Source organism: Pseudomonas sp. H3_E04 (assembly GCF_054668915.1).
In genome coordinates, this window is record NZ_CP162797.1 from 2,240,128 (window position 1) to 2,267,002 (window position 26,875).

At 58.8% G+C, this 26,875-nt stretch carries 29 protein-coding genes and 4 tRNA genes; 13 read left to right on the forward strand and 20 right to left on the reverse strand.

All coding sequences use genetic code 11. The features are described 5' to 3' along the window. Positions 1-158: 158 nt before the first annotated feature. The 7 genes from clpX to AB4N53_RS09990 form a co-directional block, all read right to left on the reverse strand. Positions 159-1,442, reverse strand: a complete 1,284-nt coding sequence (clpX, locus tag AB4N53_RS09960) for an ATP-dependent Clp protease ATP-binding subunit ClpX (RefSeq protein WP_016775335.1) — start codon at positions 1,440-1,442, stop codon at positions 159-161. 112 nt (positions 1,443-1,554) lie between these two features. Then, entirely contained in the window at positions 1,555-2,190 is a 636-nt protein-coding gene (gene clpP / locus AB4N53_RS09965) for an ATP-dependent Clp endopeptidase proteolytic subunit ClpP (RefSeq protein WP_016775336.1), read from the reverse strand. A gap of 92 nt (positions 2,191-2,282) precedes the next feature. Next, entirely contained in the window at positions 2,283-3,593 is a 1,311-nt protein-coding gene (tig, locus tag AB4N53_RS09970; protein ID WP_460120185.1) for a trigger factor, read from the reverse strand. Positions 3,594-3,993: 400 nt separating this feature from the next. Beyond that, positions 3,994-4,069: transfer RNA gene (locus tag AB4N53_RS09975), tRNA-His, on the reverse strand. A gap of 77 nt (positions 4,070-4,146) precedes the next feature. Continuing rightward, positions 4,147-4,231: transfer RNA gene (locus AB4N53_RS09980), tRNA-Leu, on the reverse strand. A 57-nt stretch (positions 4,232-4,288) separates the two neighbouring features. Further along, positions 4,289-4,364: transfer RNA gene (locus tag AB4N53_RS09985), tRNA-His, on the reverse strand. Positions 4,365-4,396: 32 nt separating this feature from the next. Continuing rightward, positions 4,397-4,473, reverse strand: a tRNA-Arg gene (locus AB4N53_RS09990). Between the two features lie 275 nt (positions 4,474-4,748). Between AB4N53_RS09990 and folD the strand changes: the two genes are divergently transcribed. Further along, a complete protein-coding gene (gene folD, locus AB4N53_RS09995; RefSeq protein WP_016775338.1) occupies positions 4,749-5,603 on the forward strand; it encodes a bifunctional methylenetetrahydrofolate dehydrogenase/methenyltetrahydrofolate cyclohydrolase FolD in 855 nt (284 codons plus the stop codon). A gap of 230 nt (positions 5,604-5,833) precedes the next feature. Further along, a complete protein-coding gene (gene pbpG, locus AB4N53_RS10000) occupies positions 5,834-6,772 on the forward strand; it encodes a D-alanyl-D-alanine endopeptidase (RefSeq protein WP_039763376.1) in 939 nt (312 codons plus the stop codon). Positions 6,773-6,826: 54 nt separating this feature from the next. On the opposite strand, the gene AB4N53_RS10005 is transcribed toward pbpG, so the two are convergent. From AB4N53_RS10005 to AB4N53_RS10015, 3 genes are all read right to left on the reverse strand, one after another. After that, positions 6,827-7,033: a hypothetical protein gene (locus AB4N53_RS10005; protein ID WP_460120187.1), complete on the reverse strand. Its 207-nt coding sequence runs from the start codon at positions 7,031-7,033 to the stop codon at positions 6,827-6,829. A gap of 12 nt (positions 7,034-7,045) precedes the next feature. After that, positions 7,046-7,252, reverse strand: a complete 207-nt coding sequence (locus tag AB4N53_RS10010; RefSeq protein WP_024013462.1) for a DUF6021 family protein — start codon at positions 7,250-7,252, stop codon at positions 7,046-7,048. Positions 7,253-7,342: 90 nt separating this feature from the next. After that, entirely contained in the window at positions 7,343-8,014 is a 672-nt protein-coding gene (locus AB4N53_RS10015; protein ID WP_460125407.1) for a peptidase C39 family protein, read from the reverse strand. 234 nt (positions 8,015-8,248) lie between these two features. Here AB4N53_RS10015 and AB4N53_RS10020 point away from each other — a divergent pair, with 234 nt between their 5' ends. Further along, positions 8,249-8,416: a hypothetical protein gene (locus tag AB4N53_RS10020; protein WP_460120189.1), complete on the forward strand. Its 168-nt coding sequence runs from the start codon at positions 8,249-8,251 to the stop codon at positions 8,414-8,416. Between the two features lie 124 nt (positions 8,417-8,540). On the opposite strand, the gene AB4N53_RS10025 is transcribed toward AB4N53_RS10020, so the two are convergent. Then, on the reverse strand, positions 8,541-9,290 hold the full coding sequence (locus AB4N53_RS10025) for a TerC family protein (RefSeq protein ID WP_071172950.1): 750 nt from the start codon (positions 9,288-9,290) through the stop codon (positions 8,541-8,543). Positions 9,291-9,319: 29 nt separating this feature from the next. Beyond that, entirely contained in the window at positions 9,320-9,562 is a 243-nt protein-coding gene (locus AB4N53_RS10030; RefSeq protein WP_460120192.1) for a hypothetical protein, read from the reverse strand. Positions 9,563-9,695: 133 nt separating this feature from the next. Here AB4N53_RS10030 and nhaR point away from each other — a divergent pair, with 133 nt between their 5' ends. Next, positions 9,696-10,595: a transcriptional activator NhaR gene (gene nhaR, locus AB4N53_RS10035; protein WP_460120194.1), complete on the forward strand. Its 900-nt coding sequence runs from the start codon at positions 9,696-9,698 to the stop codon at positions 10,593-10,595. On the opposite strand, the gene AB4N53_RS10040 is transcribed toward nhaR, so the two are convergent. After that, entirely contained in the window at positions 10,590-11,747 is a 1,158-nt protein-coding gene (locus AB4N53_RS10040) for an MFS transporter (protein WP_122612098.1), read from the reverse strand. The genes nhaR and AB4N53_RS10040 overlap by 6 nt on opposite strands. 307 nt (positions 11,748-12,054) lie before the next feature. Here AB4N53_RS10040 and sstT point away from each other — a divergent pair, with 307 nt between their 5' ends. Beyond that, complete coding sequence (sstT, locus tag AB4N53_RS10045) at positions 12,055-13,287, forward strand: serine/threonine transporter SstT (protein ID WP_024013468.1); 1,233 nt, start codon at positions 12,055-12,057, stop codon at positions 13,285-13,287. A gap of 158 nt (positions 13,288-13,445) precedes the next feature. Here the strand turns inward: sstT and AB4N53_RS10050 are convergent, their stop codons facing one another. Then, on the reverse strand, positions 13,446-13,955 hold the full coding sequence (locus AB4N53_RS10050) for a DUF1993 domain-containing protein (protein ID WP_016775348.1): 510 nt from the start codon (positions 13,953-13,955) through the stop codon (positions 13,446-13,448). A gap of 125 nt (positions 13,956-14,080) precedes the next feature. On the opposite strand from AB4N53_RS10050, the gene AB4N53_RS10055 reads away from it, so the two are divergent. After that, on the forward strand, positions 14,081-14,725 hold the full coding sequence (locus AB4N53_RS10055) for a YceH family protein (RefSeq protein WP_150741184.1): 645 nt from the start codon (positions 14,081-14,083) through the stop codon (positions 14,723-14,725). Positions 14,726-14,853: 128 nt separating this feature from the next. Here the strand turns inward: AB4N53_RS10055 and AB4N53_RS10060 are convergent, their stop codons facing one another. Together AB4N53_RS10060 and AB4N53_RS10065 are read right to left on the reverse strand one after the other, a co-directional pair. Then, on the reverse strand, positions 14,854-15,372 hold the full coding sequence (locus AB4N53_RS10060; protein WP_460120197.1) for a cupin domain-containing protein: 519 nt from the start codon (positions 15,370-15,372) through the stop codon (positions 14,854-14,856). Positions 15,373-15,572: 200 nt separating this feature from the next. After that, positions 15,573-16,391, reverse strand: coding sequence for a shikimate 5-dehydrogenase (locus AB4N53_RS10065; RefSeq protein WP_460120199.1), 819 nt, complete (start codon positions 16,389-16,391; stop codon positions 15,573-15,575). A gap of 243 nt (positions 16,392-16,634) precedes the next feature. On the opposite strand from AB4N53_RS10065, the gene AB4N53_RS10070 reads away from it, so the two are divergent. The 3 genes from AB4N53_RS10070 to AB4N53_RS10080 all read left to right on the forward strand — a co-directional run bounded on the left by AB4N53_RS10070 (position 16,635) and on the right by AB4N53_RS10080 (position 17,726). After that, complete coding sequence (locus AB4N53_RS10070; RefSeq protein WP_024013471.1) at positions 16,635-17,015, forward strand: hypothetical protein; 381 nt, start codon at positions 16,635-16,637, stop codon at positions 17,013-17,015. Between the two features lie 230 nt (positions 17,016-17,245). Next, positions 17,246-17,440, forward strand: coding sequence for a hypothetical protein (locus tag AB4N53_RS10075; RefSeq protein WP_016770691.1), 195 nt, complete (start codon positions 17,246-17,248; stop codon positions 17,438-17,440). A gap of 103 nt (positions 17,441-17,543) precedes the next feature. Next, complete coding sequence (locus AB4N53_RS10080) at positions 17,544-17,726, forward strand: hypothetical protein (protein WP_041477171.1); 183 nt, start codon at positions 17,544-17,546, stop codon at positions 17,724-17,726. Here the strand turns inward: AB4N53_RS10080 and AB4N53_RS10085 are convergent. Beyond that, positions 17,723-18,784 carry an AI-2E family transporter gene (locus tag AB4N53_RS10085; RefSeq protein ID WP_076563570.1) on the reverse strand — a complete coding sequence of 354 codons (1,062 nt, stop codon included), beginning with the start codon at positions 18,782-18,784 and terminating at the stop codon, positions 17,723-17,725. The genes AB4N53_RS10080 and AB4N53_RS10085 overlap by 4 nt on opposite strands. Before the next feature lie 156 nt (positions 18,785-18,940). Between AB4N53_RS10085 and trhP the strand changes: the two genes are divergently transcribed. Beyond that, a complete protein-coding gene (trhP, locus tag AB4N53_RS10090) occupies positions 18,941-20,269 on the forward strand; it encodes a prephenate-dependent tRNA uridine(34) hydroxylase TrhP (RefSeq protein ID WP_460120203.1) in 1,329 nt (442 codons plus the stop codon). A 160-nt stretch (positions 20,270-20,429) separates the two neighbouring features. Here trhP and AB4N53_RS10095 read toward each other — a convergent pair whose 3' ends face one another. Together AB4N53_RS10095 and AB4N53_RS10100 are read right to left on the reverse strand one after the other, a co-directional pair. Then, positions 20,430-20,660 carry a hypothetical protein gene (locus tag AB4N53_RS10095; RefSeq protein ID WP_460120205.1) on the reverse strand — a complete coding sequence of 77 codons (231 nt, stop codon included), beginning with the start codon at positions 20,658-20,660 and terminating at the stop codon, positions 20,430-20,432. Positions 20,661-20,751: 91 nt separating this feature from the next. Further along, positions 20,752-21,465: a FadR/GntR family transcriptional regulator gene (locus AB4N53_RS10100; protein WP_041477180.1), complete on the reverse strand. Its 714-nt coding sequence runs from the start codon at positions 21,463-21,465 to the stop codon at positions 20,752-20,754. Positions 21,466-21,820: 355 nt separating this feature from the next. Between AB4N53_RS10100 and AB4N53_RS10105 the strand changes: the two genes are divergently transcribed. Both AB4N53_RS10105 and gudD read left to right on the forward strand, forming a co-directional pair. Further along, positions 21,821-23,167 (forward strand): MFS transporter, encoded by a 1,347-nt coding sequence (locus tag AB4N53_RS10105; protein WP_039763397.1) that lies wholly within the window; start codon positions 21,821-21,823, stop codon positions 23,165-23,167. A 25-nt stretch (positions 23,168-23,192) separates the two neighbouring features. Further along, positions 23,193-24,536, forward strand: coding sequence for a glucarate dehydratase (gene gudD / locus AB4N53_RS10110; RefSeq protein ID WP_252867900.1), 1,344 nt, complete (start codon positions 23,193-23,195; stop codon positions 24,534-24,536). 128 nt (positions 24,537-24,664) lie between these two features. Here gudD and AB4N53_RS10115 read toward each other — a convergent pair whose 3' ends face one another. Continuing rightward, entirely contained in the window at positions 24,665-25,537 is an 873-nt protein-coding gene (locus AB4N53_RS10115; protein WP_460120207.1) for a LysR family transcriptional regulator, read from the reverse strand. Between the two features lie 159 nt (positions 25,538-25,696). On the opposite strand from AB4N53_RS10115, the gene ampC reads away from it, so the two are divergent. Beyond that, a complete protein-coding gene (gene ampC / locus AB4N53_RS10120) occupies positions 25,697-26,863 on the forward strand; it encodes a class C beta-lactamase (protein WP_460120209.1) in 1,167 nt (388 codons plus the stop codon). The last annotated feature ends 12 nt before the right edge of the window (positions 26,864-26,875 follow it).

The window sequence follows — 26,875 nt, forward strand, 5'->3', positions numbered from 1 at the left end:
CGCCTCTACGGCGGCCGTACGGCCGTAATCAGATGGAATTAAGCTTGAAACCAAGATGGGGGCTGCCTCGAAAAAAAACAAGCGTAAAGCGGAGGTAAAAAACGACTTAAAAAAAAAGAGGCCCGAAGGCCCCTTCTTTGTTGCGGCGCGGTGGACGCTTACGCGTCCGGCGCTGCCTTGGCCGTCGGCTCACTGTTTTCGTAGATATACAGTGGCTTGGACTTGCCTTCGATGACGCTTTCATCGATCACGACTTTGCTCACCTCGGACTGCGAGGGGATTTCATACATCGTGTCGAGCAGCACACCTTCGAGAATCGAGCGCAGGCCACGAGCACCGGTTTTACGTTCCAGAGCGCGCTTGGCGACCGATTTCAGCGCGTCGGAACGGAATTCCAGATCCACGCCTTCCATCTCGAACAGCTTGGCATACTGTTTGGTCAGAGCATTTTTCGGCTCGGTGAGGATTTGCATCAGCGCAGCCTCGTCGAGCTCGTCCAGTGTCGCCAGGACCGGCAGACGACCGACGAATTCCGGGATCAGACCGAACTTGACCAGATCGTCAGGCTCGACTTCACGCAGGGATTCACCGACTTTCTTGCCCTCTTCCTTGCTGCGCACTTCGGCGTTGAAGCCGATGCCGCCTTTGGTGGAACGGTTCTGAATGACCTTTTCAAGGCCGGAGAACGCACCACCGCAGATGAACAGGATGTTACGGGTGTCGACCTGCAGGAATTCCTGCTGCGGATGCTTGCGGCCACCTTGTGGCGGAACCGAAGCGACCGTGCCTTCGATCAACTTGAGCAAGGCCTGCTGCACGCCTTCACCGGAAACATCGCGGGTGATCGACGGGTTGTCGGACTTACGGGAAATCTTGTCGATTTCGTCGATGTAGACAATACCCATCTGGGCTTTCTCTACGTCGTAATCGCACTTCTGCAGCAGCTTCTGAATGATGTTCTCGACATCTTCACCCACGTAACCGGCCTCGGTGAGGGTGGTTGCGTCAGCGATGGTGAACGGAACGTTCAGCAAGCGGGCCAGTGTTTCGGCCAGCAGGGTTTTACCGGAGCCTGTCGGGCCGATCAGCAGGATGTTGCTCTTGCCGAGTTCGACGTCGTCAGCCTTTTTGTCACGCTGGTTCAGGCGCTTGTAGTGGTTGTACACCGCTACGGCCAAAACCTTTTTCGCACGCTCCTGACCAATGACGTACTGGTCAAGGATGCCGCTGATTTCTTTAGGCGAAGGCAATTTATGCGCGCTGCTTTCGGCCTGTGCTTCCTGCACCTCCTCGCGGATGATGTCATTGCACAGGTCGACGCACTCGTCGCAGATAAAGACCGAGGGGCCGGCAATCAATTTGCGCACTTCATGCTGGCTTTTGCCACAGAAGGAGCAATAGAGCAGCTTGCCGTTGTCCTCGCCGTTGCGGGTGTCAGTCATTCGTTCGATCCAAATCCGATAGGCTTGCAACACAAGATGAAGGCTATTGCGGGCTTTTTCAAGCCCGCCGCTGATCGGACATGCCGATCAGGCCTGTTTTGCGCTGCTTATATTAAGCTGGACGCTGGTTGATCACTTCGTCGATCAGGCCGTATTCCTTCGCAGCTTCGGCACTCATGAAGTTGTCGCGATTGGTATCGCGCTCGATTTCTTCCAGAGTACGGCCGCTGTGCTTGGCCATCAGCATGTTCAGACGCTCGCGGATGAAGAGGATTTCCTTGGCGTGGATTTCGATATCCGACGCCTGGCCCTGGAAACCGCCCAGTGGCTGGTGAATCATCACGCGCGAGTTCGGCAGGCAGAAACGCTTGCCCGGTGCACCTGCGGTGAGCAGGAATGCGCCCATGCTGCAGGCCTGACCGATGCAGGTGGTCGACACGTTCGGCTTGATGAACTGCATGGTGTCGTAGATCGACATGCCTGCAGTCACCGAACCGCCCGGCGAGTTGATGTACAGATGGATGTCCTTGTCCGGGTTTTCCGCTTCAAGGAACAGCAGTTGCGCACAGATCAGGTTGGCCATGTAGTCCTCTACCGGGCCCACCAGAAAGATCACTCGCTCCTTGAGTAGGCGCGAATAGATGTCGTAGGCACGTTCGCCACGAGCGGACTGCTCGACAACCATCGGGACCAGGCCGCCGGCGGCCTGGATATCAGAGTTCTGCTGAATATAAGAATTACGGAACATGCTCTGCAGTCGCTCCCAAATAGTTATGTCTTGAATACGCATAAGCCAGCTCGAGAGCTGGCTTATGGTGTGCACTTCTAACGCAAAATCAATCAGTCGGCTGCTGGAGCTTCTACCGGCTTGACTGCTTCTTCGTAGGAGACCGATTTATCGGTCACACTAGCTTTCTGCAGAACAGTATCCACAACTTGCTCTTCCAGCACAACCGAACGGACTTCGTTCAGTTGCTGCTCGTTTTTGTAGTACCACGACACGACCTGCTCTGGCTCCTGGTAAGCGGAAGCCATTTCCTGAATCATTTCGCGAACGCGAGCTTCATCAGGCTTGAGGTCGAACTGCTTGACCACTTCAGCAACGATCAGACCCAGTACGACGCGGCGCTTGGCTTGCTCTTCGAACAGCTCGGCCGGCAGTTGATCCGGCTTGATGTTGCCGCCGAATTGCTGAACAGCCTGCACGCGCAGACGGTCAACTTCGTTGGACAGCAGAGCCTTTGGCACTTCGATCGGGTTGGTGGCCAGCAGACCGTCCATGACCTGATTCTTGACCTTGGATTTGATCGCCTGACGCAGTTCACGCTCCATGTTCTTGCGAACTTCGGTGCGGAAACCGTCGATGCCGCTTTCCTTGATGCCGAATTGAGCGAAGAACTCTTCGTTCAGCTCAGGCAGCTTAGGCTCGGATACAGTGTTGACGGTCACGGTGAACTCGGCGGTTTTGCCAGCCAGGTCCAGGTTCTGATAGTCCTCAGGGAAGGTCAGGTTCAGAACGCGCTCTTCGCCAGCCTTAGCGCCAACCAGGCCTTCTTCGAAGCCCGGAATCATGCGACCGGAACCCAGCACCAACTGAGTGCCCTTGGCGGAGCCGCCAGCGAATACTTCGCCGTCAACCTTGCCAACGAAATCGATGTACAACTGGTCTTCGTTCTGGGCAGCACGGTCGGCCACTTCGAAACGGGTGTTCTGCTTGCGCAGGATGTCGAGCATCTTGTCCAGGTCAGCGTCAGCCACTTCAGCGCTCAGACGCTCAACAGTGATGCCTTCGAAGCCAGCAACGGTGAACTCAGGGAAGACTTCGAACACAGCAACGTATTCCAGGTCCTTGCCCGCTTCGAGCGACTTTGGCTCGATCGAAGGCGAACCGGCAGGGTTCAGCTTCTGCTCGACCACAGCCTCGTAGAAAGAAGACTGGATGACGTCGCCTACCGCTTCCTGACGCGCATCAGCACCGAAACGGCGCTTGATTTCGCTCATTGGCACTTTGCCTGGACGGAAGCCAGCAATTTTGGCCTTTTGGGCAGTCTGCTGCAGACGCTTGTTGACCTGAGTCTCGATGCGCTCTGCCGGCACGGTGACGCTCATGCGGCGCTCGAGAGCAGTAGTATTTTCAACAGAAACTTGCATGGATATTCCTCGTTGCACAGACGTTAGCCGGCCGTTTCCGACCCCAGAATCAAGGGCATGCATTCTAGTGGGTCAAACTCAAGAAGTCACCCTACTGGAAACGGGTAAAAAAACAGCAGGCAATTTATAGGGAGTGCCGCACGAATGCCGTGCACTCCACTGGCGAATACAAGCAATCAGATCAGGGCTCTGCATCAACGCGTCTATATATAGAAGCAACAATCAAATCCGCCCTGACAGCCATTCCAGCAGAACCGGAACGACGAGCAGTTCAGCGTCATCGGATCGTTTAAATGCGATGAAGTGCCCCGCTCTGCGACCTGAAACCGACCAGATCGGATTTCAAAACCGCTAAAACAAAAAAGGCGCCAGACTGTTAAATCTGGCGCCTTTCGAAATATGGGGTGGACGATGGGGATCGAACCCACGACAACGGGAGTCACAATCCCGTGCTCTACCAACTGAGCTACGCCCACCATATTGCGTAACAAAAAAGCCAAACAACTTCTTTGTCGAAACCTCATCAGGCCCGAGGCACAGATAAAGCTTTATTTGGTGCGGATGAAGAGACTCGAACTCTTACGCCTCGCGGCGCTGGAACCTAAATCCAGTGTGTCTACCAATTCCACCACATCCGCGGATGAAGCTTTTAAAGCAAAGGCGCCAGACCGTTAAATCTGGCGCCTTTCGAAATATGGGGTGGACGATGGGGATCGAACCCACGACAACGGGAGTCACAATCCCGTGCTCTACCAACTGAGCTACGCCCACCATATCGCGTTACTTGTGCCAAAGCTGCCTAATGGCGCACCCGGCAGGACTCGAACCTGCGACCATCCGCTTAGAAGGCGGATGCTCTATCCAGCTGAGCTACGGGCGCCTTGTTAATCTGTACTCTTAAAGGACTACAAACTAAGTGCTTTCCAGTGTCGCAGAACCTTGATTCCGCCTCACCTTCTTAACCAGTGCTAGGCTGTGCCCGACAAGTGCGACGAATAGTATAGAGGGCTCCAAAGGTCGTCAAATCCTTTTTGAAAAAAATTCATTTAATTAAAGGAGTTAGAGGAATTTGCTGACCAAGCGCCTTTGCCCTCACCGCTCGACATGCGAGAATGCGCTCTCATTTTTTCCCCTCTCGATGGTTAATCACGCGCAATGACTGCACAACTAATCGACGGCAAATCGATCGCCGCCAGCCTGCGCCAGCAGATCGCCCAACGAGTTGCCGAGCGTCGCCAGCAAGGCCTGCGCACCCCCGGCCTCGCGGTGATCCTGGTCGGCAGCGATCCTGCCTCTCAGGTTTATGTCTCGCACAAGCGTAAAGACTGTGAAGAGGTTGGTTTCCTCTCTCAAGCCTACGACCTGCCCTCCGACACCACTCAGGACGCCCTGACCGATCTGATCGATCGCCTCAATGACGACCCGGCCATCGACGGCGTTCTCCTGCAGCTGCCTCTGCCAGAACATCTCGACGCGTCCAAACTGCTGGAACGCATCCGCCCGGACAAAGACGTCGACGGATTCCATCCGTACAACGTCGGCCGCCTGGCTCAGCGTATCCCGCTGCTGCGTCCGTGCACCCCGAAAGGCATCATGACCCTGCTGGAAAGCACCGGCGCAGACCTTTACGGGATGGACGCTGTGGTCGTCGGCGCTTCCAATATCGTCGGTCGCCCGATGGCCATGGAATTGCTGCTGGCCGGATGCACCGTCACCGTGACCCACCGTTTCACCAAGGATCTGGCCGGCCACGTCGGCCGCGCTGATCTGGTGGTCGTCGCCGCCGGCAAGCCTGGCCTGGTCAAGGGCGAGTGGATCAAGGAAGGCGCGATCGTGATCGACGTCGGCATCAACCGTCAGGACGACGGCAAACTGGTCGGTGACGTCGTCTACGAAACCGCCCTGCCCCGCGCCGGCTGGATTACCCCGGTACCGGGCGGCGTTGGTCCGATGACCCGCGCCTGCCTGCTGGAAAACACCCTCTACGCGGCAGAAACCCTGCACGTCTGACCGGTTTTTTTCGCTGTACCAGAACCCCGCCTTGCGCGGGGTTTTTCATGCCTGAGAAAAAACTCGAACCGTTCGCCGGAAACTGCTCTTTTTACAGGCGTTTTCACGAGATTTTCAGGTCTCTCAAACAACCATCGACAGTTCTTCAGCCATACTCCTAAAATGCGCCGGTTTTAAGAAATAACCCGTTACAAACTAACGGTATATCCAACCTTTTAGAGTTCGCCCGCGTGAAAATTCGTCTCTCGATTCTGAGCCTGTTGTTCGCTGTCACAGGCACATTCATCACGCCAACGATCAACGCTGCGGAAACCACCGCTGTCCCGCGTGACGCTTCGACTTTGAAGATCGCGTCCGGCAGCGCCCTGCTCATGGATATGCAGACCAACAAAGTCATCTATTCCAGCAACCCTGACGTGATCGTGCCGATCGCTTCCGTCAGCAAGCTGATGACCGGCCTGGTCGTGGTAGAAGCTCGACAGAACATGGACGAATGGATCGATGTCGATATCAGGAACACCCCGGAAATGAAGGGTGTGTTCTCCCGGGTCAAACTCAAGAGTGAGCTGCCGCGCCGCGAGATGCTGCTGATCGCGTTGATGTCTTCGGAAAACCGCGCTGCCGCCAGCCTCGCTCATCATTATCCGGGCGGCTACGCTGCTTTTATTGCAGCGATGAACGCCAAGGCCAAGGCGCTGGGCATGACCAGCACGCACTTCGTCGAGCCGACCGGCCTGTCGGAGCGCAACGTTTCCACCGCCCGTGACCTGAGCAAATTACTGGTGGCGGCGCACAAGCAACCGCTTCTCGTGCAACTGACCACCACCAAGGAAAAGACCGTGGCGTTCCGCAAGCCCAACTACACCTTGGGCTTTCGCAATACCGACCACTTGGTCAATAAGGCCGATTGGGACATCAAGATCACCAAGACCGGTTTCACCAATCCGGCCGGCCATTGTCTGGTGTTGGTGACGAAGATGGGCAACCGCCCGGTCGCGCTGGTGATTCTCGATGCGTTTGGCAAGTACACACATTTTGCCGATGCCAGCCGTATCCGCAGCTGGGTGGAAACCGGACGCAGCGCCACTGTTCCTGCGGTGGCACAGCAGTACAAAGCCGACAAGAACCTCAAGAGCCGTCAGAGCGGCGTGGTCGAAGCGGCGAAATAAAACCCGCAGGAATGAAAAAGCCCCGAATTCTCGGGGCTTTTTTTCGTCTGCGCGTCAGTCGTTTGGCAGCGGCATCTTGTCGTCATCGGGAATGCCATCGCCCGAGCTCGGCTTTGGTGAAACGTCCGGGGTCAGTACATTGGGCCGCGCCATGGGATCACGCATCGGGCTGTCCGGGTCCAGCACCGGATCAACCTCAGGCTCCGGCGTGGTCGGCACACTGTCAGGTTTGTGGTCATCGAAGCTTGAATCGGTACTCATACGCACCTCACATCAAGGTTTCAGATCGGCTAACGGATCATAGGGCTTGGCCGGTTTCTTCGGATCTTCACCGGGCTCGACATCCAGCGGCGCCTTGGCCGGACCGACCGGATCGACTTGCGGATCGTCAAGGTCCGGCGAATCCGGATCGAATCCCAGATCATCACCCGAGGAATGTTCGGACGAGTGCGGGCCTTTCGGGTTTGGGGAATCTGCCATGTTGCCTCCTTGATTCACCCGCGAAGCACGGGCATTAATCTTCAGAGGCCGGCCGGGCACAGTCGTGCCCGGCAGATGACGAACGGAGGTCTATTGCGCTGCCAGAGCCTTTCTCGCCTGCGTCGCAGCGTTTTCTTCACCGGCCTGCGCCAGCTCATCGGCGGCTTTCAGCCAACGGGAACGGTCGACGGATGCCGGGATCTGCGACGGCTTCTGAATCAGGATCGCCCAGCCACCGGCCTTGTCGAGCGCTGCTTCAAAGCTGCCGAAATCCATCAACTGCCGACGATTCATGCCGGCGCGCAACAGGACCTTCTGTTTATTGCGATCGTAGCCGGACAGGATCGCGTAACGCGGCTCTGCCCAGAATGCCGAACCTTCACTGAAACGCACCATGACTGGATAGCCGGCCGCAACCTGGGTCAGTAACGCTGGCAGCTTGCTGTCGAGCGGATAGACCACCAGGCCATATTCGCGGGCAAGGTTCTGCATGTTCTGCTGCAGCTTGTCCTCAGCGCCCGGCAAGTGCAGCGGTTTTTCCAGAAGGCCCGGGGTGATGACGATACCCTGTTGCGAGAGCAGACTGGCCAGTACCTGTGGCCCACTCTGGTTGGCTTCGCCTCGATAGAAAGTACCGCTAAGCTCAACCCGTTCCGGCAAGCGTTTGACTTCAGGCGCCACATTGCCTGCACATCCGCTCAGCAACGCAACGCAAACGGCAGCCAGCAGCGCCCCACGCACTCGAGAAAATACCTGCACCATCATCACTCTCTTCCAGACGCCGGTCATCGTGTTCCGGCAACGCCAGCGATCATAGAGCCGCACCCGCTCGCGGTATAGCCTTAAACGGCAGACCCGGCGATTGCATAGAGCAAACTGATTGGTCGTTAACGACCTTTGGTCAATAGCTTGAAACACCCCATTGACTAGACTGTCACTCAAATAGAGCGAATTGCGAAAAGCGGGCGCCCGATGCAGGGCGAAGAGGAGGCACCAATGAGCCTGACCATGACCATCGTGATGTTGATAGCCGGCTGGCTGGCCGTGGCAACTGCCATGTTGTGGGGCGTGCTGCGAATTTCGCGGCGGCATCATCATCCGGTACAGACGATGCCGGTTGAGAAGACAGAGAAGCACCCAGTGCGGCACGTTGCTGCGCATTGAAGACCAGCAGGGTCTACCCCCATGAGAGCGCTCAGCAGCAGCGCGCTCTCGAAAACTCAGCTAAAGGTGAATAAAAAAACCGCCTGAGCTCAACCAGCCCAGGCGGTTTTTTTGTTGTCAGCGTTTACGCCTGCTGAGCAACCTTCTTCTGCTTCGCCCGGCGCGACATCATGTTCAACACTTCGATGCCCGCCGAGAACGCCATGGCTGCGTACACATAACCTTTCGGTACGTGAGCGCCGAAGCCTTCGGCGATCAGCGTCATGCCGATCATGATCAGGAAGCCCAGCGCCAGCATGACCACAGTCGGGTTGTCGTTGATGAACTTGGCCAGCGGATCAGCCGCGAGCAACATCACCAGCACCGACACCACTACCGCGATGATCATGATCGGCAAGTGTTCGGTCATGCCGACAGCCGTAATGATGCTGTCGATCGAGAACACCATGTCGAGCATCAGGATCTGACCGATAGCCGCAGCAAAACCCAGAGTTACAGTGGAAGTCGCGGTCTTCGGGTCTTCCGGCGACGGGTCCATGCTGTGATGGATCTCGGTCGTGGCTTTCCATACCAGGAACAAGCCACCGGCGATCAGGATCATGTCCTTCCAGGAGAACGCCTGACCAAGGATTTCGATCACAGGCTCGGTCAACTGCACGATGAACGCGATGGTGCTCAGCAGCGCCAGACGCAGAATCAGGGCCATGCCGATACCGATGCGGCGCGCTTTCTGCCGATGCTGTTCGGGCAGTTTGTTGGTCAGGATCGAGATAAAGATCAGGTTATCGATGCCAAGCACGATTTCCATTACCACCAGTGTGGCCAAAGCAACCCAGGCGGTAGGGCTGGCGGCGAGTTCTAACAGATATTCCATGGGTCAGTCCTGACTCTGTGTAAAACGGTTTAGATGGTCTTGGAGGAAGATTCGGATTCTTCCGTTGGTTTTTCCGGTGCTTCTTTTTTCTCGATCAAGCCACCAGTGGCATCGCTGAGCGCTTGCTCAGCAGCCTTGTGAGTGTCATCGATCGCTTGTTTGGCGGTTTCAGCCGCAGCGCCCATCAATTGCTGCGCGCTTTTTTCCGCCTGATCGCAACCGGCCAGAACCAGTAAAGACGCAAACATCAATGCGGGGAATGTGTATTTCATAGGGTTTCCTTCGAATGAGCAGACAGGCGCACACACCGGCCGTCGATGGCTGGGCATTCTAGGGAGATGAACAGTTCAGGAAAATTCGTATTTTTAGCGGCTATACTTCGATTTTCACGAAGTGGCCATCACTATGCTCAATTACCGACAACTGCATTACTTCTGGGTTGTAGCCAAAACCGGCAGCATCGTCCGGGCCTGCGAGCAGCTGAACCTGACGCCACAGACCATCAGCGGACAGATTTCACTGCTTGAACAAACCTATGGCGTAGAACTGTTTCGCCGGGTTGGCCGACAACTGGAGCTCACCGAAGCCGGGCGCCAGGCCCTGCCCTACGCCGAGCACATGTTTCAGTTGGGTGGCGAACTGGAACTGATGCTGCGCGCGCAGCCCAACGAGCAGCAGATTCTTTTTCGCGTTGGCGTGGCCGACGTAGTGCCGAAGTCCATCGTCTACCGCCTGATCGCGCCGACCATGGAGTTGAGCGAGCCGCTGCGCATCACTTGTCGCGAGGACAAACTCGAACGTCTGCTCGCCGATCTGGCCATCCAGCGTCTGGATCTGGTGATTTCCGACAGCCCGATGCCTTCGCATCTGGACATCAAAGGCTACAGCCAGAAACTCGGTGAATGCGGGATCAGTTTTTTCGCCACCGCCGAACTGGCCGCACGGTATGGTCAGGATTTCCCGCGCAGCCTGCACGGCGCGCCGCTGCTGATTCCCGGCGCGGAAACCGTGGTGCGCAGCCGTTTGCAGCGCTGGTTCGCCGAACAGCAGATCCAGCCGCAGATTGTCGGCGAGTTCGATGACAGCGCTTTGATGCAGGCCTTCGGCCAATCCGGCAGCGGGATCTTTATCGGCCCGAGCGTGATTGCCGAGGAAGTTAAGCGCCAGTACGGCGTCGAGTTGATCGGCCAGACCGACGCCGTGAGCGAGTCGTTCTATGCCATTTCGGTGGAGCGCAAGGTCAAGCACCCTGGCATCGTCGCGATTACCGAGGGTGCCCGACGCGAGCTGTTTACCGGGTTATGAAGCGCAGACTTCACGCGGCTTCAGCGTCATCAGCACCATGGCGAGGAACACCGAAAGCAAAATGAAGCCGGCAGCGGCAAAGCCGAGAAAGCCCAGCCCGGCAGTGTCGATCACCCGGCCGCCGACCATCGCGCCCAGGCCGATGCCGAGATTGGCCCCGGCGATGTTCAGCGACGCGGCGAAGGCCGGCGCTTCCGGCGCGGCTTTCATCAGGCGCACATGGCTGACCAGGAACAGCGCCGCCTGAGTCACGCCCCAGATGCCCATCGCCACCGCCAGACCCACTGGCGAATGAATGTTCGGCACCAGCGAAACCATGCCGGCGATCATGAACGCGCAGAACAACACCGACGCCCCCAGCGGATGCCGATCCACCGCACGCCCGCCAAGCGAGTTGCCGATCAGCCCGACGGCGCCAAACGCCATCAGGCACCAGCCGACGACGGTGCCGTTGAAACCGGCCAGACGTTCGAGGATGTCAGCAAGGTAGGTGTAAGCGGTGAACATGCCGCTGAACACCAGAATCGACAACAAGATATGGCCGAGCATCAGCGGGCTGCGCAGGATCTTGAATTGCGAACGGAAGCTGACCTGATGCTGGTGCAGACTGGTTTTCGGCAAATAGACAAACAGCAACAAGGCTTTGGCAAACGCGATCAGCGCCAGAATGCCGAATGCGCTGCGCCAGCCGAACGCATCGGAGATCAGCGTACCGACCGGAATGCCGAACACCGTCGCGCAGACGATACCGAAACCGATCTTGGCGATGGCGCGGCCGGCGAAATCCGGACCGACGATATCCACTGCCGTTTCGCTGGCCAATGCCCAGAACACTGGCAAACCCAACGCCGGAATCAACCGCGCAATGGCCATCACCCAAATGTTCGGCGCCAACGCCGCCACAGTGTTAGCCAGACCAAACATGATCAGGATGCTGATGAACAGTTTGCGCCGTTCGAAACGGGCGAAATAAGCGGTCAGGAAGGGGCCAAACAGGGCCACGGTAAAGGCGAACAAGGTCACCAGCAGCCCGGCTTGCGGGATGCTGACTTCGAGGTCTCGGGCAATCGCCGGCAACAGACCGACAATGACGAATTCCGTGGTCAGCACCGTAAACCCGGCGGCGGACAACAGAAGAATAGGCAACAGCATGCGCAACTCCAGCAAAACGACGACACCAGCGTTGACCCGGAGGCCCGCTGGCAGAACTTGAAAATGAGGATGGCGAAGCTTAACAGACTGTGCCGGCACTGAGTTGCCCAAAACTGCCGATCTTCCGGGCCGATCCGGTGGCAGATCGTCACAGGCCTGAAGGTTCACGCCTACGCTGTGATAAAGTCCGCGCCCTGAAAATCGTACAGCTGTTCAACGCTGCGTTTAGCCGCGCTGATGTCACCTCGACAGGCGTTTCGTGACTGCCCACGACGCTTCGCACCCTATAAAAAACAGAGATGCCGCTATGACCGCTTCATCCCCTTCGTTACTGCAACGCCTGAAACGCCTGAGTCTGGTCAGCCAGATCGTCATTGGTCTGATCGCCGGTATTGCCCTGGCCCTGATTGCACCGGAGCTGGCGAAGTCCACCGCGTTCATCGGCAAGGTGTTTGTCTCGGCGTTGAAAGCCGTGGCGCCGATTCTGGTGTTCGTGCTGGTGATGGCCTCGATTGCCAACCACAAGCACGGTCAGGAAACCCACATCCGGCCGATTCTTTTCCTTTACCTGCTGGGTACATTCAGCGCTGCGGTGGTGGCCGTGGTCGCCAGCATGGCGTTCCCGTCGAATCTGGTGTTATCGACCGAAAACGTTGCCGTGACAGCACCCGGCGGCATCGGCGAAGTGCTGCAAAGCCTGTTGCTGAGCGTCGTCGACAACCCGGTCAGCGCACTGATGAATGCCAATTTCATCGGCATTCTGGCCTGGGCGATCGGCATGGGCATTGCCATCCGCCACGCTGGCGACACCACCCGCGAAGTGCTCGGTGACTTGTCCAATGGCGTCACCGTAATCGTCCGCGTAGTCATTCGCTTTGCGCCGCTGGGTATCTTCGGCCTGGTCGCTTCGACATTGGCCACCTCCGGTTTCGGCGCGCTGCTCGGCTACGCGCACCTGCTGGCGGTGCTGCTGGGCTGCATGCTGTTCGTCGCGCTGGTGATGAACCCGCTGATCGTGTTCTGGAAGCTGCGCCGCAACCCCTACCCGCTGACCCTGATGTGCCTGCGCGAAAGCGGCATCACCGCGTTCTTCACCCGCAGTTCGGCGGCGAACATTCCGGTCAACCTGGAATTGAGCAAGCGCCTGGGCCTGCACGAAGACACCTACTCGGTATCGATTCCGCTCGGCGCCACCATCAACATGGCCGGTGCGGCGATCACCATCACTGTGCTGACCCTGGCGGCCGTGCACACCCTGGGCATTGCCGTGGACATTCCGACCGCAATCCTGCTCAGTGTCGTTGCCGCGATCTGTGCCTGTGGCGCTTCGGGTGTGGCCGGTGGCTCGCTGCTGCTGATTCCGCTGGCGTGCAGCCTGTTCGGCATTCCGAGCGAGATCGCCATGCAAGTCGTGGCGGTGGGCTTCATTATCGGCGTGCTGCAGGATTCGGCGGAGACCGCGCTGAACTCGTCGACAGACGTGCTGTTTACCGCAGCGGCTTGCCTGGGCGAGGAAGAGAAGGCTCAGCGTACGGCGTAACCGCCGTATCCTGTCGGAGCGAGCCTGCGCGCGAAAGGGGCGAGACATTCAGCATTAATATCGCCTGATACGCCGCATTTGCGAGCAGGCTCGCTCCCACAGAAAAACAAAAGCCCGCCAAGGCGCGAACCTTGGCGGGCTTTTTCGTATCCGGGTGTTTAGAACGCGCCCATGTAATCGCGCTTGCCCACTTCTACGCCGTTATGACGCAGCAACGCATAGGTAGTGGTGACGTGGAAGAAGAACTGCGGCAAGCCGTAAGTCAGCAGATACGCCTGACCACTGAAGCGCTTCTCTTTCGGCGTGCCCGGACGGGTCACGATTTCGATGCCTTCCTTGCCGTCGATCTGCTCTGGCTTGATCTCGCCGATGAAAGCCAGAACCTTGGCGATCAGCGCTTGCAGCTCGGCGAAGGTGGTTTCAGTGTCGTCGTACTTCGGCAGTTCGACTTCGGCCAGACGCGCAGACACGCCTTTGGCGAAATCCACGGCGATCTGCACCTGACGCACCAGTGGGAACATGTCCGGATACAGACGCGCTTGCAGGAAAACGCTCTGGTCGATGTTTTTCGCGCTGGCGTGGGCTTCAGCCTTTTTCAGCACATCGCTCAGGGCGTTGAGCATTTGTTGAAAAACCGGGACGGATGCGGCGTACAGTGAAATGGTCATGGCAGTCTCATGTGATGGCTGGGTAATACGTGGTGGCGATTATAGCCATGCTTGATGAGCACACGGCTTGCCTTTTGTTTGGCAAGGATTAGGCTAGGCGGCTTCGACTGCAGAGGGAACGCGCGATGAGCAACGAACAAGAATCCACCTCCGAACAGCCTCGGCTCAATGCCACGGAAATCCGCATTCTCGGTGCGCTGATCGAAAAACAGGCCACCAGCCCGGAAACCTATCCGCTGACCCTCAACGCACTGGTGCTGGCGTGCAATCAGAAAACCAGCCGCGAACCAGTGATGAACCTCAATCAGGGCCAGGTCGGGCAGAGCCTGCGGGCGCTGGAGGGTCGTGGCTTTACCCGGTTGGTCATGGGCAGCCGCGCCGACCGCTGGGAGCACAAAGTCGACAAGGCGCTGGAACTGGTGCCAGCACAGGTGATTCTGACGGGTTTGATGTTTCTGCGCGGTCCGCAGACCGTCAACGAACTGCTGACCCGCAGCGGGCGCATGCATGAGTTCGAAGATGCCGAGCAGGTCGTGCATCAGCTTGAACGGCTGATCGCGCGCGGTCTGGCGGTATTGATTCCGCGTCAGGCCGGGCAGCGTGAGGATCGTTATACCCATGCCCTGGGCGACCCGGCGGATGTCGAGGCAATATTGGCGGCGCGGCAAAATCCTGGCGAGCGATCAAGCGCTGGCGTTTCACTGGAGCGTATCGAAGAACTGGAAGCACGGATCGCAGCACTGGAAGAACGCCTGGCCCGCCTCGAATAACCACCGCAAAGCCCTTGTGGGAGCCAGCCTGCTCGCGAAAGCGTAGTGTCAGTCACCACGATGTTGAATGACCCGCCGCCTTCGCGAACAGGCTCGCTCCCACAGGGGGCATCCGCAAATTTCAGATTTTATTCCCCGTCCCAATAATCCACCCCATCCACCTGCCGCGCGACTGCGACAAATCCCGAGGCATTGCCCTCGGCATCCACCGTGAAATTATCCATCACCGCATACTTGTTCGAATCCGGATACTCGCAGATTTCCGGCTGCTGCTGAGTGCTCACCGCCAGATACCGCAGTTCGCCCGCGCTGGTATTGATGATCTGATGAGCCTTCTCCGGTCCGCCCGGTGGGCAGGCGATCACATCACCGGCGCGGATCGGAAAACGCTCACCTCCCAACCGCACCTCGCCCTCCCCGGCCACCACGTAGAACATTTCTTCATTGACCCGATGGCTATGGAATGGACTGCCGCGCATGCCCGCTGGCAGCGCATAGAGGCGATAACCGAGCTTCTGCGCACCGAGTTGCTGGCCGATCCGCGCGAAACGCTGCTGATAACGCCCGGCGGTGTCGCCTTCAGGGGCCAGGGCTTCGGGAAGGGCTTGGAGTTCGAGCTCGTTGAGGTTGAGGATGGGCGGATGCATGAGCGGCCTCGGTTATGGTTTTTGTGGTGGGCAGGTCTGTGCGTGTTGGCGAGGATTATAGATAGTGATCCAGAACCGCAGCGCGGCCTTCGCGAGCAGGCTCGCTCCCACATTCAATAGCATTCCAACTGGAAGAACACGCTTAACCTGTGGGAGCGAGCCTGCTCGCGAAGAGGCCAACCCAGCCACTAAAAGATCAATCAGCTGCGCGCAAAATCCACCGCCGCCGCAAACTGCGCCTCATTCGGCCGCACCCCGGTGTAGAGGACAAACTGCTCCAGCGCCTGAATCGCGATCACTTCCAGCCCGGTAATCACCTGTTTACCCTCGGCCCGCGCGCGCACGATCAGCGGCGTTTCCGAAGGGATCGCCACCACGTCGAATACAGTCTCAGCCGCTTTGATCACTTCAGGCTCGAACGCCAGTTGCCCCGCCTCCGGCCCGCCATCCATGCCCACCGGTGTGACATTGATCAGCATCTGCGGGCGCTCGTCACCCAGCTCGGCCTGCCAACGATAACCCAGCGAATCCGCCAGGGCCCGCCCGGCCCGCTCGTTACGGGCGACAATCAAACCGTTCTTGTACCCACCATCGCGCAGGGCGCTGGCCACCGCTTTGGCCATGCCACCGCTGCCACGCAGGGCGAAGGTCGAATCTTTCGCCACCGCGTGGCTTTCCAGCAACTGCGCGACGGCGATGTAATCGGTGTTGTAGGCCTTGAGGTGGCCGTCGGTATTGACGATGGTGTTGATCGACTGGATTGCCGCTGCCGACGCATCCAGCTCATCGACCAGCGCAATGCAGGCTTCCTTGAACGGCATCGACACGCCGCAGCCACGAATGCCCAGTGCACGGATGCCACCGACCGCGCCGGTCAGGTCGCGGCTGCTGAATGCCTTGTAATAGAAATTCAGGCCCAGCTGTTCATACAAATGGTTGTGAAAACGCAGACCGAAATTCCCCGGGCGCCCCGACAGGGACATGCACAGTTGGGTGTCTTTGTTCGGGTTCATCTGCATGAAACTTCTCCTTCAAACGCACTTTCGGATGGACGGGATTGGCCAGCCCACCGGGTTCTGAATCATCATTTAGGCTTGTCTGTGGCGCTGTGCAGCCGGGTAAGGAAGCCGGTACAGACCTTACACAAAATTTACCCAGCGGCTGTGCTGAATTTCGCAATTTTGCTGTCTTAGCTGTATCCCCGCGACTACTGCTGGCCTGGTTCAGGCCGCGGCGCCGGGTCGAAGAACCGAGGACTTATCATGATTCGTAAACTTCCCATCATGGCTTTGTTGATTGGCGCACTCGCCGTCACCGGTCAGGCTGAAGCGGGTGGTGGCCACGGCTGGCAGGGCCCTGCAGTGTTTGGCGCGATCGTCGGCTCGGCCATCATCGGCTCGGCACTGATCAACCAGGATCGGCCGGTGTATGTGCAACAACAACCGGTTTATGTTCAGCCGCAACCGGTCTACGTGCAGCAACCGCCACCACCGGTCTATTACCAACCGGCGCCGGTGTATGTGCAGCAACCGGTTTACGTGCAGCCGGCCCCGGTCTATTACGGCCCGCCTCGCGGTTATTACGGTCGGCCCCACGGTTATTACGGCGGCCCACATGGTTATTACGGTGGTCCACGCTGGTAAGCGCAACACAGAGCCCTGCTTTCGAGCAGGGCTTTTTTATGACCGCTGGTCGGCCAACGTCTGAAAAAATCTCGCCAAGGTCGCTGTGAGGACAGTTCGAGCAGCTAAAGTCGTCATGATGGAATCGACCGTAAAGATTTTTTTCATCAAACGGTCACCACTTTGTCATGACGGAACCGCAATCTGAATCCGTCCGTAAACAACAGATCGATAACAACAAGGACGACTGTATGCCCACCCAAAATCCGCACCGCATCGTTGGTCTGTGCACCTCGAGCAAGGTGTACAGCGCGCTCACCGAGCTCAAGCACCTGGAAGGCCATCGCTGCGCCAAGCTGCTGTCCCTGCTCGCCGAAAACCTCGTGCACAAGGGTCTGCTCAATGAACGCGAAGTCATGCACATGCTTGATCAAGTGGTCGAATGACGCCAGACCTCACTGGCATCAATGACCACTATCGAAAGCGTTGATTGTCCGCAGCGCCAGCAAATCCCTAAGGTAGCCCCATCAGTTTGATGGAGGTTTTCCCATGGCTCAGGTTCAAATCATGTCGGTGATCGGCAGCGCAGTTCCCGCTTCGCTGCGTGCATCCGGTTTGCTCGCTTGCTGGTATCTGGTGCGCGATGGCGAGCCAATCAGCGGCCCGCTCACCTCGTTGCCAGCAGCGCAGGCTTTGTCGCAGCAGGTCGCCAGCAGCACATTTCATGCTTAAGGCAGTTGCACCTTGGGCTTGGTCTCGACGAACAGCGCCCAGCTCGACAGGAACAACGCGGCAATCAGCGGCCCGATCACGAAGCCGTTGAGGCCGAAGACCGCGAGGCCGCCGAGGGTGGAAACCAGAATCAGGTAATCGGGCATTTTCGTGTCCTTGCCCACCAGAATCGGGCGTAGCACGTTGTCGACCAGGCCGATCACGAAGACGCCGAACAAGCCCAGCACCACGCCCTGCCAGATCATGCCGCTGAGCAGGAAATACACCGCCACTGGCGCCCAGACAATCCCCGCGCCCACCGCTGGCAACAGCGACAGAAACGCCATCAACACCGCCCAGAGCAGCGCGCTGGGAATATCGAGAAACCAGAAAATCAATCCGCCCAGCGCGCCTTGGGTCACGGCCACGACCACGTTGCCTTTGACCGTCGCGCGCACCACGCGATTGAACTTCAGTTGCAGGCGGCGCTTGTGGTTTTCTTCCAGCGGCACGGCAGTGCGCATCTTGCGCGCCAGCTCGGGGCCGTCACGCAGGAAGAAAAACAGCAGATACAGCATGATGAAAAAGCTCACCACGAATTCGAACGTGCCCTGGCCGAAACTGAACGCCTGAGTCGCCAGCACCTGACTGCCCTGCATCGCCGCTTTGACGATCTTCTCGCGCAAGCTGTCGAGTTCGCCCATGCCGAAGCGGTCAAGCAAGTGCTGAAAGTACGGCGGCAAGCTGTGCTTGAACTGCGCCAGATAGGCAGCAATATCCAGCTCGCCGCTTTCGATGTTCTTGTAGACAGTCGCCCCTTCCTGCACCAGCAGGATGCTGACGATGATCACCGGCAGAATCGCGACCACCAGGCACAGGCTCAAGGTGCACAGCGACGTCACGTTGCGTTGCCAGCCGAACTTCTGCTGCAACCTGCGCTGTACCGGCGCAAACAGAATGCCAAGGATGACAGCCCAGAATACCGCGCCGTAGAACGGCAGCAGAATCCAGATAAAGGCCACCGTGACCAGCACCAGCAGCACTGTCAGGGATTTGAATTGCAGACTCTTTTCGTTCATATCCGGTCCATGTCAGTCAGGCGTCACGCACGCCCGCCCCACTTAGTCAGCCGCCGCGCGCGCGAGTGCCATGTTTATTCATGGAGCATAGATCCAGATCAATAAATCCTTGCGACCGCTGCCCTACCCTGCGCGGCTTTTGCGACCGACACCCAAATGCAGACTCTCATCGCCCCCGAGCTTCTCGCCCCCGCCGGCACTCTGAAAAACATGCGTTACGCCTTCGCTTACGGCGCCGATGCGGTCTACGCCGGCCAGCCGCGCTACAGCCTGCGGGTGCGCAACAACGAGTTCGACCACGCCAACCTGGCGCTCGGCATCCGTGAGGCGCAGGTGCAGGGCAAGCGCTTCTACGTGGTGGTCAACATCGCCCCGCACAACGCCAAGCTGAAGACATTCCTCAAGGATCTGGCGCCAGTGATCGAGATGGCTCCGGATGCACTGATCATGTCCGACCCGGGCCTGATCATGTTGGTGCGCCGACATTTTCCGCAGATCCCCATTCACCTGTCGGTTCAGGCCAACACGGTGAATTGGGCGAGCGTCGAGTTCTGGCAGCAACAGGGGCTGAGCCGGATCATTCTGTCGCGCGAACTTTCCCTGGAGGAAATCGGTGAAATCCGCGAGCAGGTGCCGGGCATGGAGCTGGAAGTGTTCGTGCACGGCGCGCTATGCATGGCCTATTCCGGGCGCTGCCTGCTTTCCGGTTACATGAACAAGCGCGATGCCAATCAGGGCACCTGCACCAACGCCTGCCGCTGGAAATACACCGCGCAGGAAGCCACGCAAAACCAGCTCGGCGAGATCGTCCAGACCTTTCAACCCGAGCCGACGCTCGGTCTCGGCGCACCGACCGATCAGGTCTTTCTGTTGCAGGAAGCCAACCGCCCCGAGGAATTGATGCCGGCTTTCGAAGACGAGCACGGCACCTACATCATGAATGCCAAGGACCTGCGCGCCGTACAGCATGTCGAGCGGCTGACGCGCATGGGCGTGCATTCGCTGAAGATCGAGGGCCGGACCAAATCGCACTTCTACTGCGCGCGCACCACCCAGGTGTATCGCCAAGCGATCGATGATGCCGTTGCCGGGCGCGAGTTCGATCGCAGCCTGATGCTGGATCTCGAGTCGCTGGCCCAGCGCGGCTACACCGAGGGTTTTCTGCGCCGGCATGTGCACGACGAATATCAGAATTATCAGCACGGCAGTTCGGTGTCGGAGCGTCAGCAGTTCGTTGGCGAGCTGACCGGCGAGCGCCGGGATCGCCTGGCAGAGGTGAAAGTGAAGAATCGTTTTGCCGTTGGCGATCATCTGGAACTGATGACACCCAAGGGCAACTTCCATTTTGATCTGCATGAGTTGCAGAGTGTCAGCGGGCAAGCGATCGAAGTGGCGCCGGGAGACGGGCATACGGTGTACGTGCCGATACCGGACGCGGTGGATTTGCGGTTCGGGTTGTTGATGCGGGATTTGCGTGCTGGCTGACTGGCGATCTTGTCTGGCACTCGCAGCATGGCCGTGATTTGCTGGTGACGCCGATGCCGTCTTCGCGAGCAGGCTCGCTCCCACAGGGGATGACACAAATTTCCTGTGGGAGCGAGCCCGCTCGCGAAGAGGCCGGCGAACTCAGCGGATAATCCGGACTTCAGCGCAAACCATCCGACAACGGCGTCGGCTCATCCGCCGGCGGCACATCGTCGTCAGCTGGCGGATCCTTCCAGTCATCCGGCCGGTCGGCATCGCTCAATGGATCGCGCGCCGGGTCCATGCCCGGCGGTGCATCATGATCGCTCAGGGTCGGCTCATCGGTGCCGGAAACGGGGCGGGTCTGCTCGGTGGGCGCCATGCCACCGGGAACAAGCGAGTCATCAGCCATGCTGCACCTCACAAATCAGGCCCGGTATATCCGGGACGTATTAGTTGGAGGCGCGGGTGCTGAGGGCGTGCGATAGATCAGACCAGCGGCATCAGCCTTGGGCGATAAAGCGATCGCGACTGTTGGTCAGGTGCAGCCACATGGCGGCGCGGGCGGCATCGGCGTCCTGACGTTTGATCGCGTTCAGAATCGCCTCGTGTTCCAGATTGGCCAAATGTCCGAGTTTGCTCAGATCCGCCGCGCCGCGCTCGGCGGCATTGAGCCGATTGCGCGGGATCATCGCACTGCCCAGGTGCTGCATGATCTCGCTGAAACAAGCGTTACCGGTGGCCTCGGCGATCAGCAGATGAAAACGCCGATCGGCCTCCACGCAACTGTCGTTGTTGGCCAGCAGCCGCTGATAGTCATCCAGCGCCTGACGCATCTGCTGCAACTGCTGCTCACTGCGCCGCTGCGCCGCCAGCGCCGCCGCTTGCGTCTCCAGGCCCATGCGCAATTCAAGAATGCTGCGCACACCGAGCGCCGTGTCGACATTCAGGCGCAGGCCCTGCTCCGCTGCGCGCTCGATCACGAAGGTACCGATGCCGTGGCGCGTCTCCACCAGCCCCGAGGCCTGCAACTTGGAAATGGCCTCGCGCACCACCGTGCGGCTGACCCCGTGCTCCTGCACGATGGAGTTCTCCGAAGGCAGCTTGTCACCGGGCGACAGTTGTCCGAGCAGGATGCTTTGGGTGAGCTTTTCCACCAGGTCATGAGCGAGGTTGTGCGTACGTTTGCGCGCGGGTGCGTCGAGGTCTTCTTGCATGGTCGGTTCCGGAGATCGGGGCTTGCCGATCGTAGCATTGCGGGATGACGGTTGAGATTGATTTTAGCGGTTGAGAGACCAGCAACTTGTATGACAACACTCAATTTACTCAGATCCTTTAAGCGGCCTGCCATGGCGCATCACCAGCCATAAAACCGAAGAAGCGCCCCGTCATTCTTGCCAATCGCTCAACAAATACGGCGCAGAATCCAGTTTTCGCATAAAAATCCGAACGATCAGAAGAATTTAATCACCCCGCCCACTTGTAGGACAAAAAAACTCAGTTGTATGATGTCTATCAACAACGCAGCACTCAGTCCTACCCGCATAAAAATAATCAGTGGGAGAAACATCAGTGAAAACCTCCATCTCCGGGATGCAGGAAAGCGTCGATCCGACGCTCGCCTCAGCCATCTCCAAAGTCAAACGCCACGTCCTGCCGCTCTTCGTAATCATGTTCATCGTCAATTACATTGACCGGGTGAACATCGGTTTCGTCCGCACCCACATGGAAACCGATCTGGGCATTGGTGCTGCCGCCTACGGCTTCGGCGCCGGTCTGTTCTTCATCGGCTACGCGCTGTTCGAAGTGCCGTCCAATATGCTTCTGCAAAAAGTCGGCGCACGGATATGGCTGACCCGCATCATGTTTACCTGGGGCATAGTCGCGGCCTGCATGGCGTTCATTCAGAACGAAACCCACTTCTACATTTTGCGTTTCCTGCTCGGTGTCGCCGAGGCCGGATTCTTTCCCGGGGTGATCTATTACTTCACCCGCTGGCTGCCAGGCGTCGAACGTGGCAAGGCGATCGCGATCTTCCTCAGCGGCTCGGCCGTGGCCTCGCTGATCTCCGGCCCGCTGTCCGGCCTGCTCCTGCAGATCAACGGGCTGGGCATGCACGGCTGGCAGTGGATGTACTTCATCGAAGGGATGTTCTCGGTGTGCCTGTGTGTCTTCGTCTGGTTCTGGCTGGATGCCAAACCTCACGACGCGAAATGGCTGAGCCGCGCCGAACAGGATGCACTGGTCAGCGCCATCGACGACGAGCAAAAGGCCCGCGAAGCCGCGACGCCGATCCGGCCCTCGCTGGGCAAACTGCTCAAGGACCGGCAGATCATTCTGTTCTGCCTGATCTACTTCTTTATTCAGCTGACCATTTACGCGGCGACCTTCTGGCTGCCGAGCATCATCAAGAAAATGGGCGAACTCAGCGACGTGCAGGTCGGCCTGTTCAACTCGATTCCATGGTTGCTGTCGATCGTCGGAATGTACGCCTTCGCCTCGCTGTCGGCGAAGTGGAAACATCAACAAGCATGGGTCGCCACGGCGCTGTTGATCGCCGCAGCGGGGATGTTCATGTCCACCACTGGCGGGCCGATCTTCGCCTTCGTCGCGATCTGCTTTGCGGCACTGGGTTTCAAATCCGCCTCGTCACTGTTCTGGCCGATTCCCCAGGCTTATCTGGATGCGCGCATCGCGGCGGCAGTGATCGCGCTGATCAACTCGGTGGGCAACCTCGGCGGCTTCGTCGCGCCGACCACCTTCGGCCTGCTGGAGCAACACACCGGCTCCATTCAGGGCGGCCTGTATGGTCTGGCCGCGACCTCGATCATTGCCGCAATCATCGTCTTCGCCGCGCGCACCACACCAAAACCGGCTGCTGAGAAGGCTGTGGCCGACGCCGCACCGAAACACGCCTGACTACGTCTCGACAAGGAAAACAACAATGACTGTTCATGACACCGCCAAAGCTCCGATCATCACCGACATGCAGGTCATTCCGGTGGCCGGTCACGACGGCATGCTGCTCAACCTGAGCGGCGCCCACGGGCCGTTTTTCACCCGCAACATCGTTATCCTCAAGGACAACGCCGGCCACACCGGCGTCGGCGAAGTGCCCGGTGGCGAGCGCATTCGCCAGACCCTGGAGGACGCGCGCAATCTGGTGGTGGGCAGCCCCATCGGCACCTACCAGAAGATCCTCAACCAGGTGCGCCAGACCTTCGCCGATCGCGATGCCGGCGGCCGTGGCCTGCAGACGTTCGACCTGCGCATCACCATTCACGCGGTCACTGGCCTGGAAGCCGCCCTCCTCGACTTGCTCGGCCAACATCTGGACGTGCCGGTGGCAGCGCTGCTCGGCGAAGGTCAGCAGCGTGACGAAGTGAAGATGCTCGGTTATCTGTTTTACGTGGGCGATCAGCACGAAACCGATCTGGCCTATCGCAGCGAACCGGACGCCGACAACGACTGGTTCCGTGTGCGTCACGAGAAAGCCATGACGGCCGAAGCGGTGGTGCGTCTGGCCGAGGCGGCGCACGCCAAGTACGGTTTCAAGGATTTCAAACTCAAGGGCGGCGTGCTCAGTGGCGATGCCGAGATCGAAGCAGTGACGGCACTGGCCGAGCGCTTCCCTGATGCGCGGATTACCCTCGATCCGAACGGCGCCTGGTCGCTGAAAGAGGCGATCCGTTTGTGCCGCGATCAGCATCATGTGCTCGCCTACGCCGAAGACCCGTGCGGTGCGGAAAACGGCTATTCCGGGCGCGAAGTCATGGCTGAGTTCCGCCGCGCCACCGGGCTGAAAACCGCGACCAACATGATCGCCACCGACTGGCGCGAAATGGGTCACGCGATTCAGTTGCAGTCAGTGGACATCCCGCTGGCCGACCCGCACTTCTGGACCATGCAGGGTTCGGTGCGCGTCGCGCAGATGTGTCATGAGTGGGGGCTGACCTGGGGCTCGCACTCCAACAACCACTTCGATATTTCCCTGGCCATGTTCACCCACGTCGCCGCTGCCGCACCCGGCGAGATTACCGCCATCGACACCCACTGGATCTGGCAGGACGGTCAGCGCCTGACCAAAGCCCCGCTGCAGATTGTCGACGGCTGCGTGCAAGTGCCGCAGAAACCGGGCCTGGGCGTGGAGCTGGACATGGATCAAGTGGCCAAAGCCCACGAACTGTACAAAGGCATGGGCCTCGGCGCGCGGGATGACAGCGTCGCGATGCAGTTTCTGATTCCAGGGTGGAAATTCGATAACAAGCGGCCGTGTCTGGTGCGGTGATCCAGCAGGCGCCGCTGATTTCAATTGTGGGAGCGAGCCCGCTCGCGAAGGCGTCAGGTCAGTCGATAGTGCTGTCGCTGATGCACCGCTTTCGCGAGCAGGCTCGCTCCCACAAGGGGGGGTTTGTGTCAGGCAGAAACTTGCAGTAACCACGCCTTGAACGCTTTCATCGCCGCCGTTTCCGCTCGCGACTGCAACCGCGTCAGCCAGTAGCTGCCGGTGGTGATCTCGATTGCAAACGGCTGGCAAATCGCATCAGCCGCCAGTTGCCGGGCGAACATCAGCGGGGGTGCCAACGCTACCCCGCCGCCCTGCAAGGCCGCCTCCATCATCGCCAGCGACGAATCGAACACTATGCTTTGCGGGGGCGCGGCCTGCGTCGCCAGGCCCGCCGCGTGAAACCACTCCGGCCATTCATCGGTGCGATAGGAACGCAGCAAGGTCTGCTGCAACAGGTCCGCCGGCGAGTGCAGTTTCCGGGCAATCTCCGGCACGCACAAAACCGACAACGGCGCATCGAGCAAGCGCGTCGCCTCGATGCCATGCCAGGCGCCAGCGCCGAAACGAATCGCATAATCCAGCCCTTCTGCCGCGACATCGACCCGGTTGTTATTAGTCGAGAGGCGTAAATCGATCAACGGATATTTCCCCTGAAAGTCCGCCAGCCTCGGCAACAACCAGCCCACCGCAAACGTGCCCACCGCGCCGACCGTCAACATGTCGCGATACTGGCCCCCGGCCAGACGCTCGAGCATCTGTGCAATATGATCGAATGAGGTGCTGAGCACCGGCAGCAAGGTTTCGCCTTCACTGGTCAGCATCAGCCCTCGGGGCAGGCGCTTGAACAACGTCAGATTGAGTTGCGCTTCCAGGCTTTTGACCTGATGGCTCACCGCCGCTTGCGTCACGCAAAGCTCGACGGCAGCACGGGTGAAGCTCAGGTGGCGCGCCGAGGCTTCAAACGCGCGCAGGGCGTTGAGCGGCAGTTGCGGTCGGATCATGGCCTACCCCAAATTTTTCTAATGGCTCGTGCGAGTTTTCATCGTTTGTCGAGGGCCAACGAAGTGCCTAAATTAGCCGCGCTGATCAGCCACTCGATGAAAAATCACCCGCAGTGTAGCGGGATACAACAATCGACACTCATGGAGAGTGATTCACTCATGTGTTCCTTAAAACCGAGCAAGGTCTTTTCCTACAGTACTTTCGCCCTGTTCTTCGGCAGCTTTGCCTGTCACGCCGCGACGCCGACCGATGCGCAATTGCAGGCACTGGTCAGCCAGGCCGTGACCCCGGTGATGCAGCAAAACAACATCCCGGGGCTGACCGTAGCGATCACGCTGAACGGCCAGGCGCATTACTTTAACTACGGCATCGCCGACAAGGACGTACGGCAAAAGGTCACTGAAAACACCCTCTTCGAAGTCGGCTCGGTGAGCAAAACCTTCACCGCCACCCTCGCCGGTTACGCCCAGGCCACAGGCAAACTCGACCTGTCGAGCAAGGCCAGCCAGCTCTGGCCTGAGCTCAAGGGCAGCGCATTCGACAATATCAGCGTGCTGCAACTGGGCACCTACAGCGCCGGCGGACTACCGCTGCAATTCCCCGCCGAAGCGGATTCTTCCGACAAGATGCTCGGCTATTACCGACAATGGAAACCGCAGTTTCCCGCTGGCAGCCATCGCCTGTATTCCAACCCGAGCCTCGGCCTGTTCGGCTACCTGGCGGCCAAAAGCCTCGGCCAGCCGTTCGAGCAGGCAATGACGCAAACCCTGCTGCCAAAACTCGGCTTGCAACACTCCTTCCTCAGCGTGCCGTCAGCCCAGTCGAAGCTTTACGCCCAAGGCTACGACAGCGCCGACCAACCCGTGCGCGTAACGCCCGGCGCCCTCGACGCCGAAGCCTACGGCATCAAAACCAGCGCTGCCGACCTGCTGCGCTACGTTCAGGCACAGCTGAAACCGGCCAGCCTTGCGCCTGATCTGCACAAAGCCATCACCAACACCCACATCGGTTATTACCGCGTCGGCGACATGACCCAAGGCCTGGGCTGGGAGCGTTACGCCTACCCGATCAGCCTGGAAAAACTGCAAAACGGCAACTCGACCCCGATGGCCATCGAACCACACAAAGTCGAATGGCTGACACCAGCGCAAGCTGAACCGGCCAATGTGCTGTTCAACAAAACCGGTTCTACACGAGGCTTTGGCGCGTATGTGGCGTTTGTGCCGTCGCGGGACATGGGCATCGTGATTCTGGCCAACAAGAATTACCCGAATGCCGAACGGGTGAAGATTGCGCATACGGTTTTTGCGGCGTTGGCGGATTAAGAGCAAAAGATC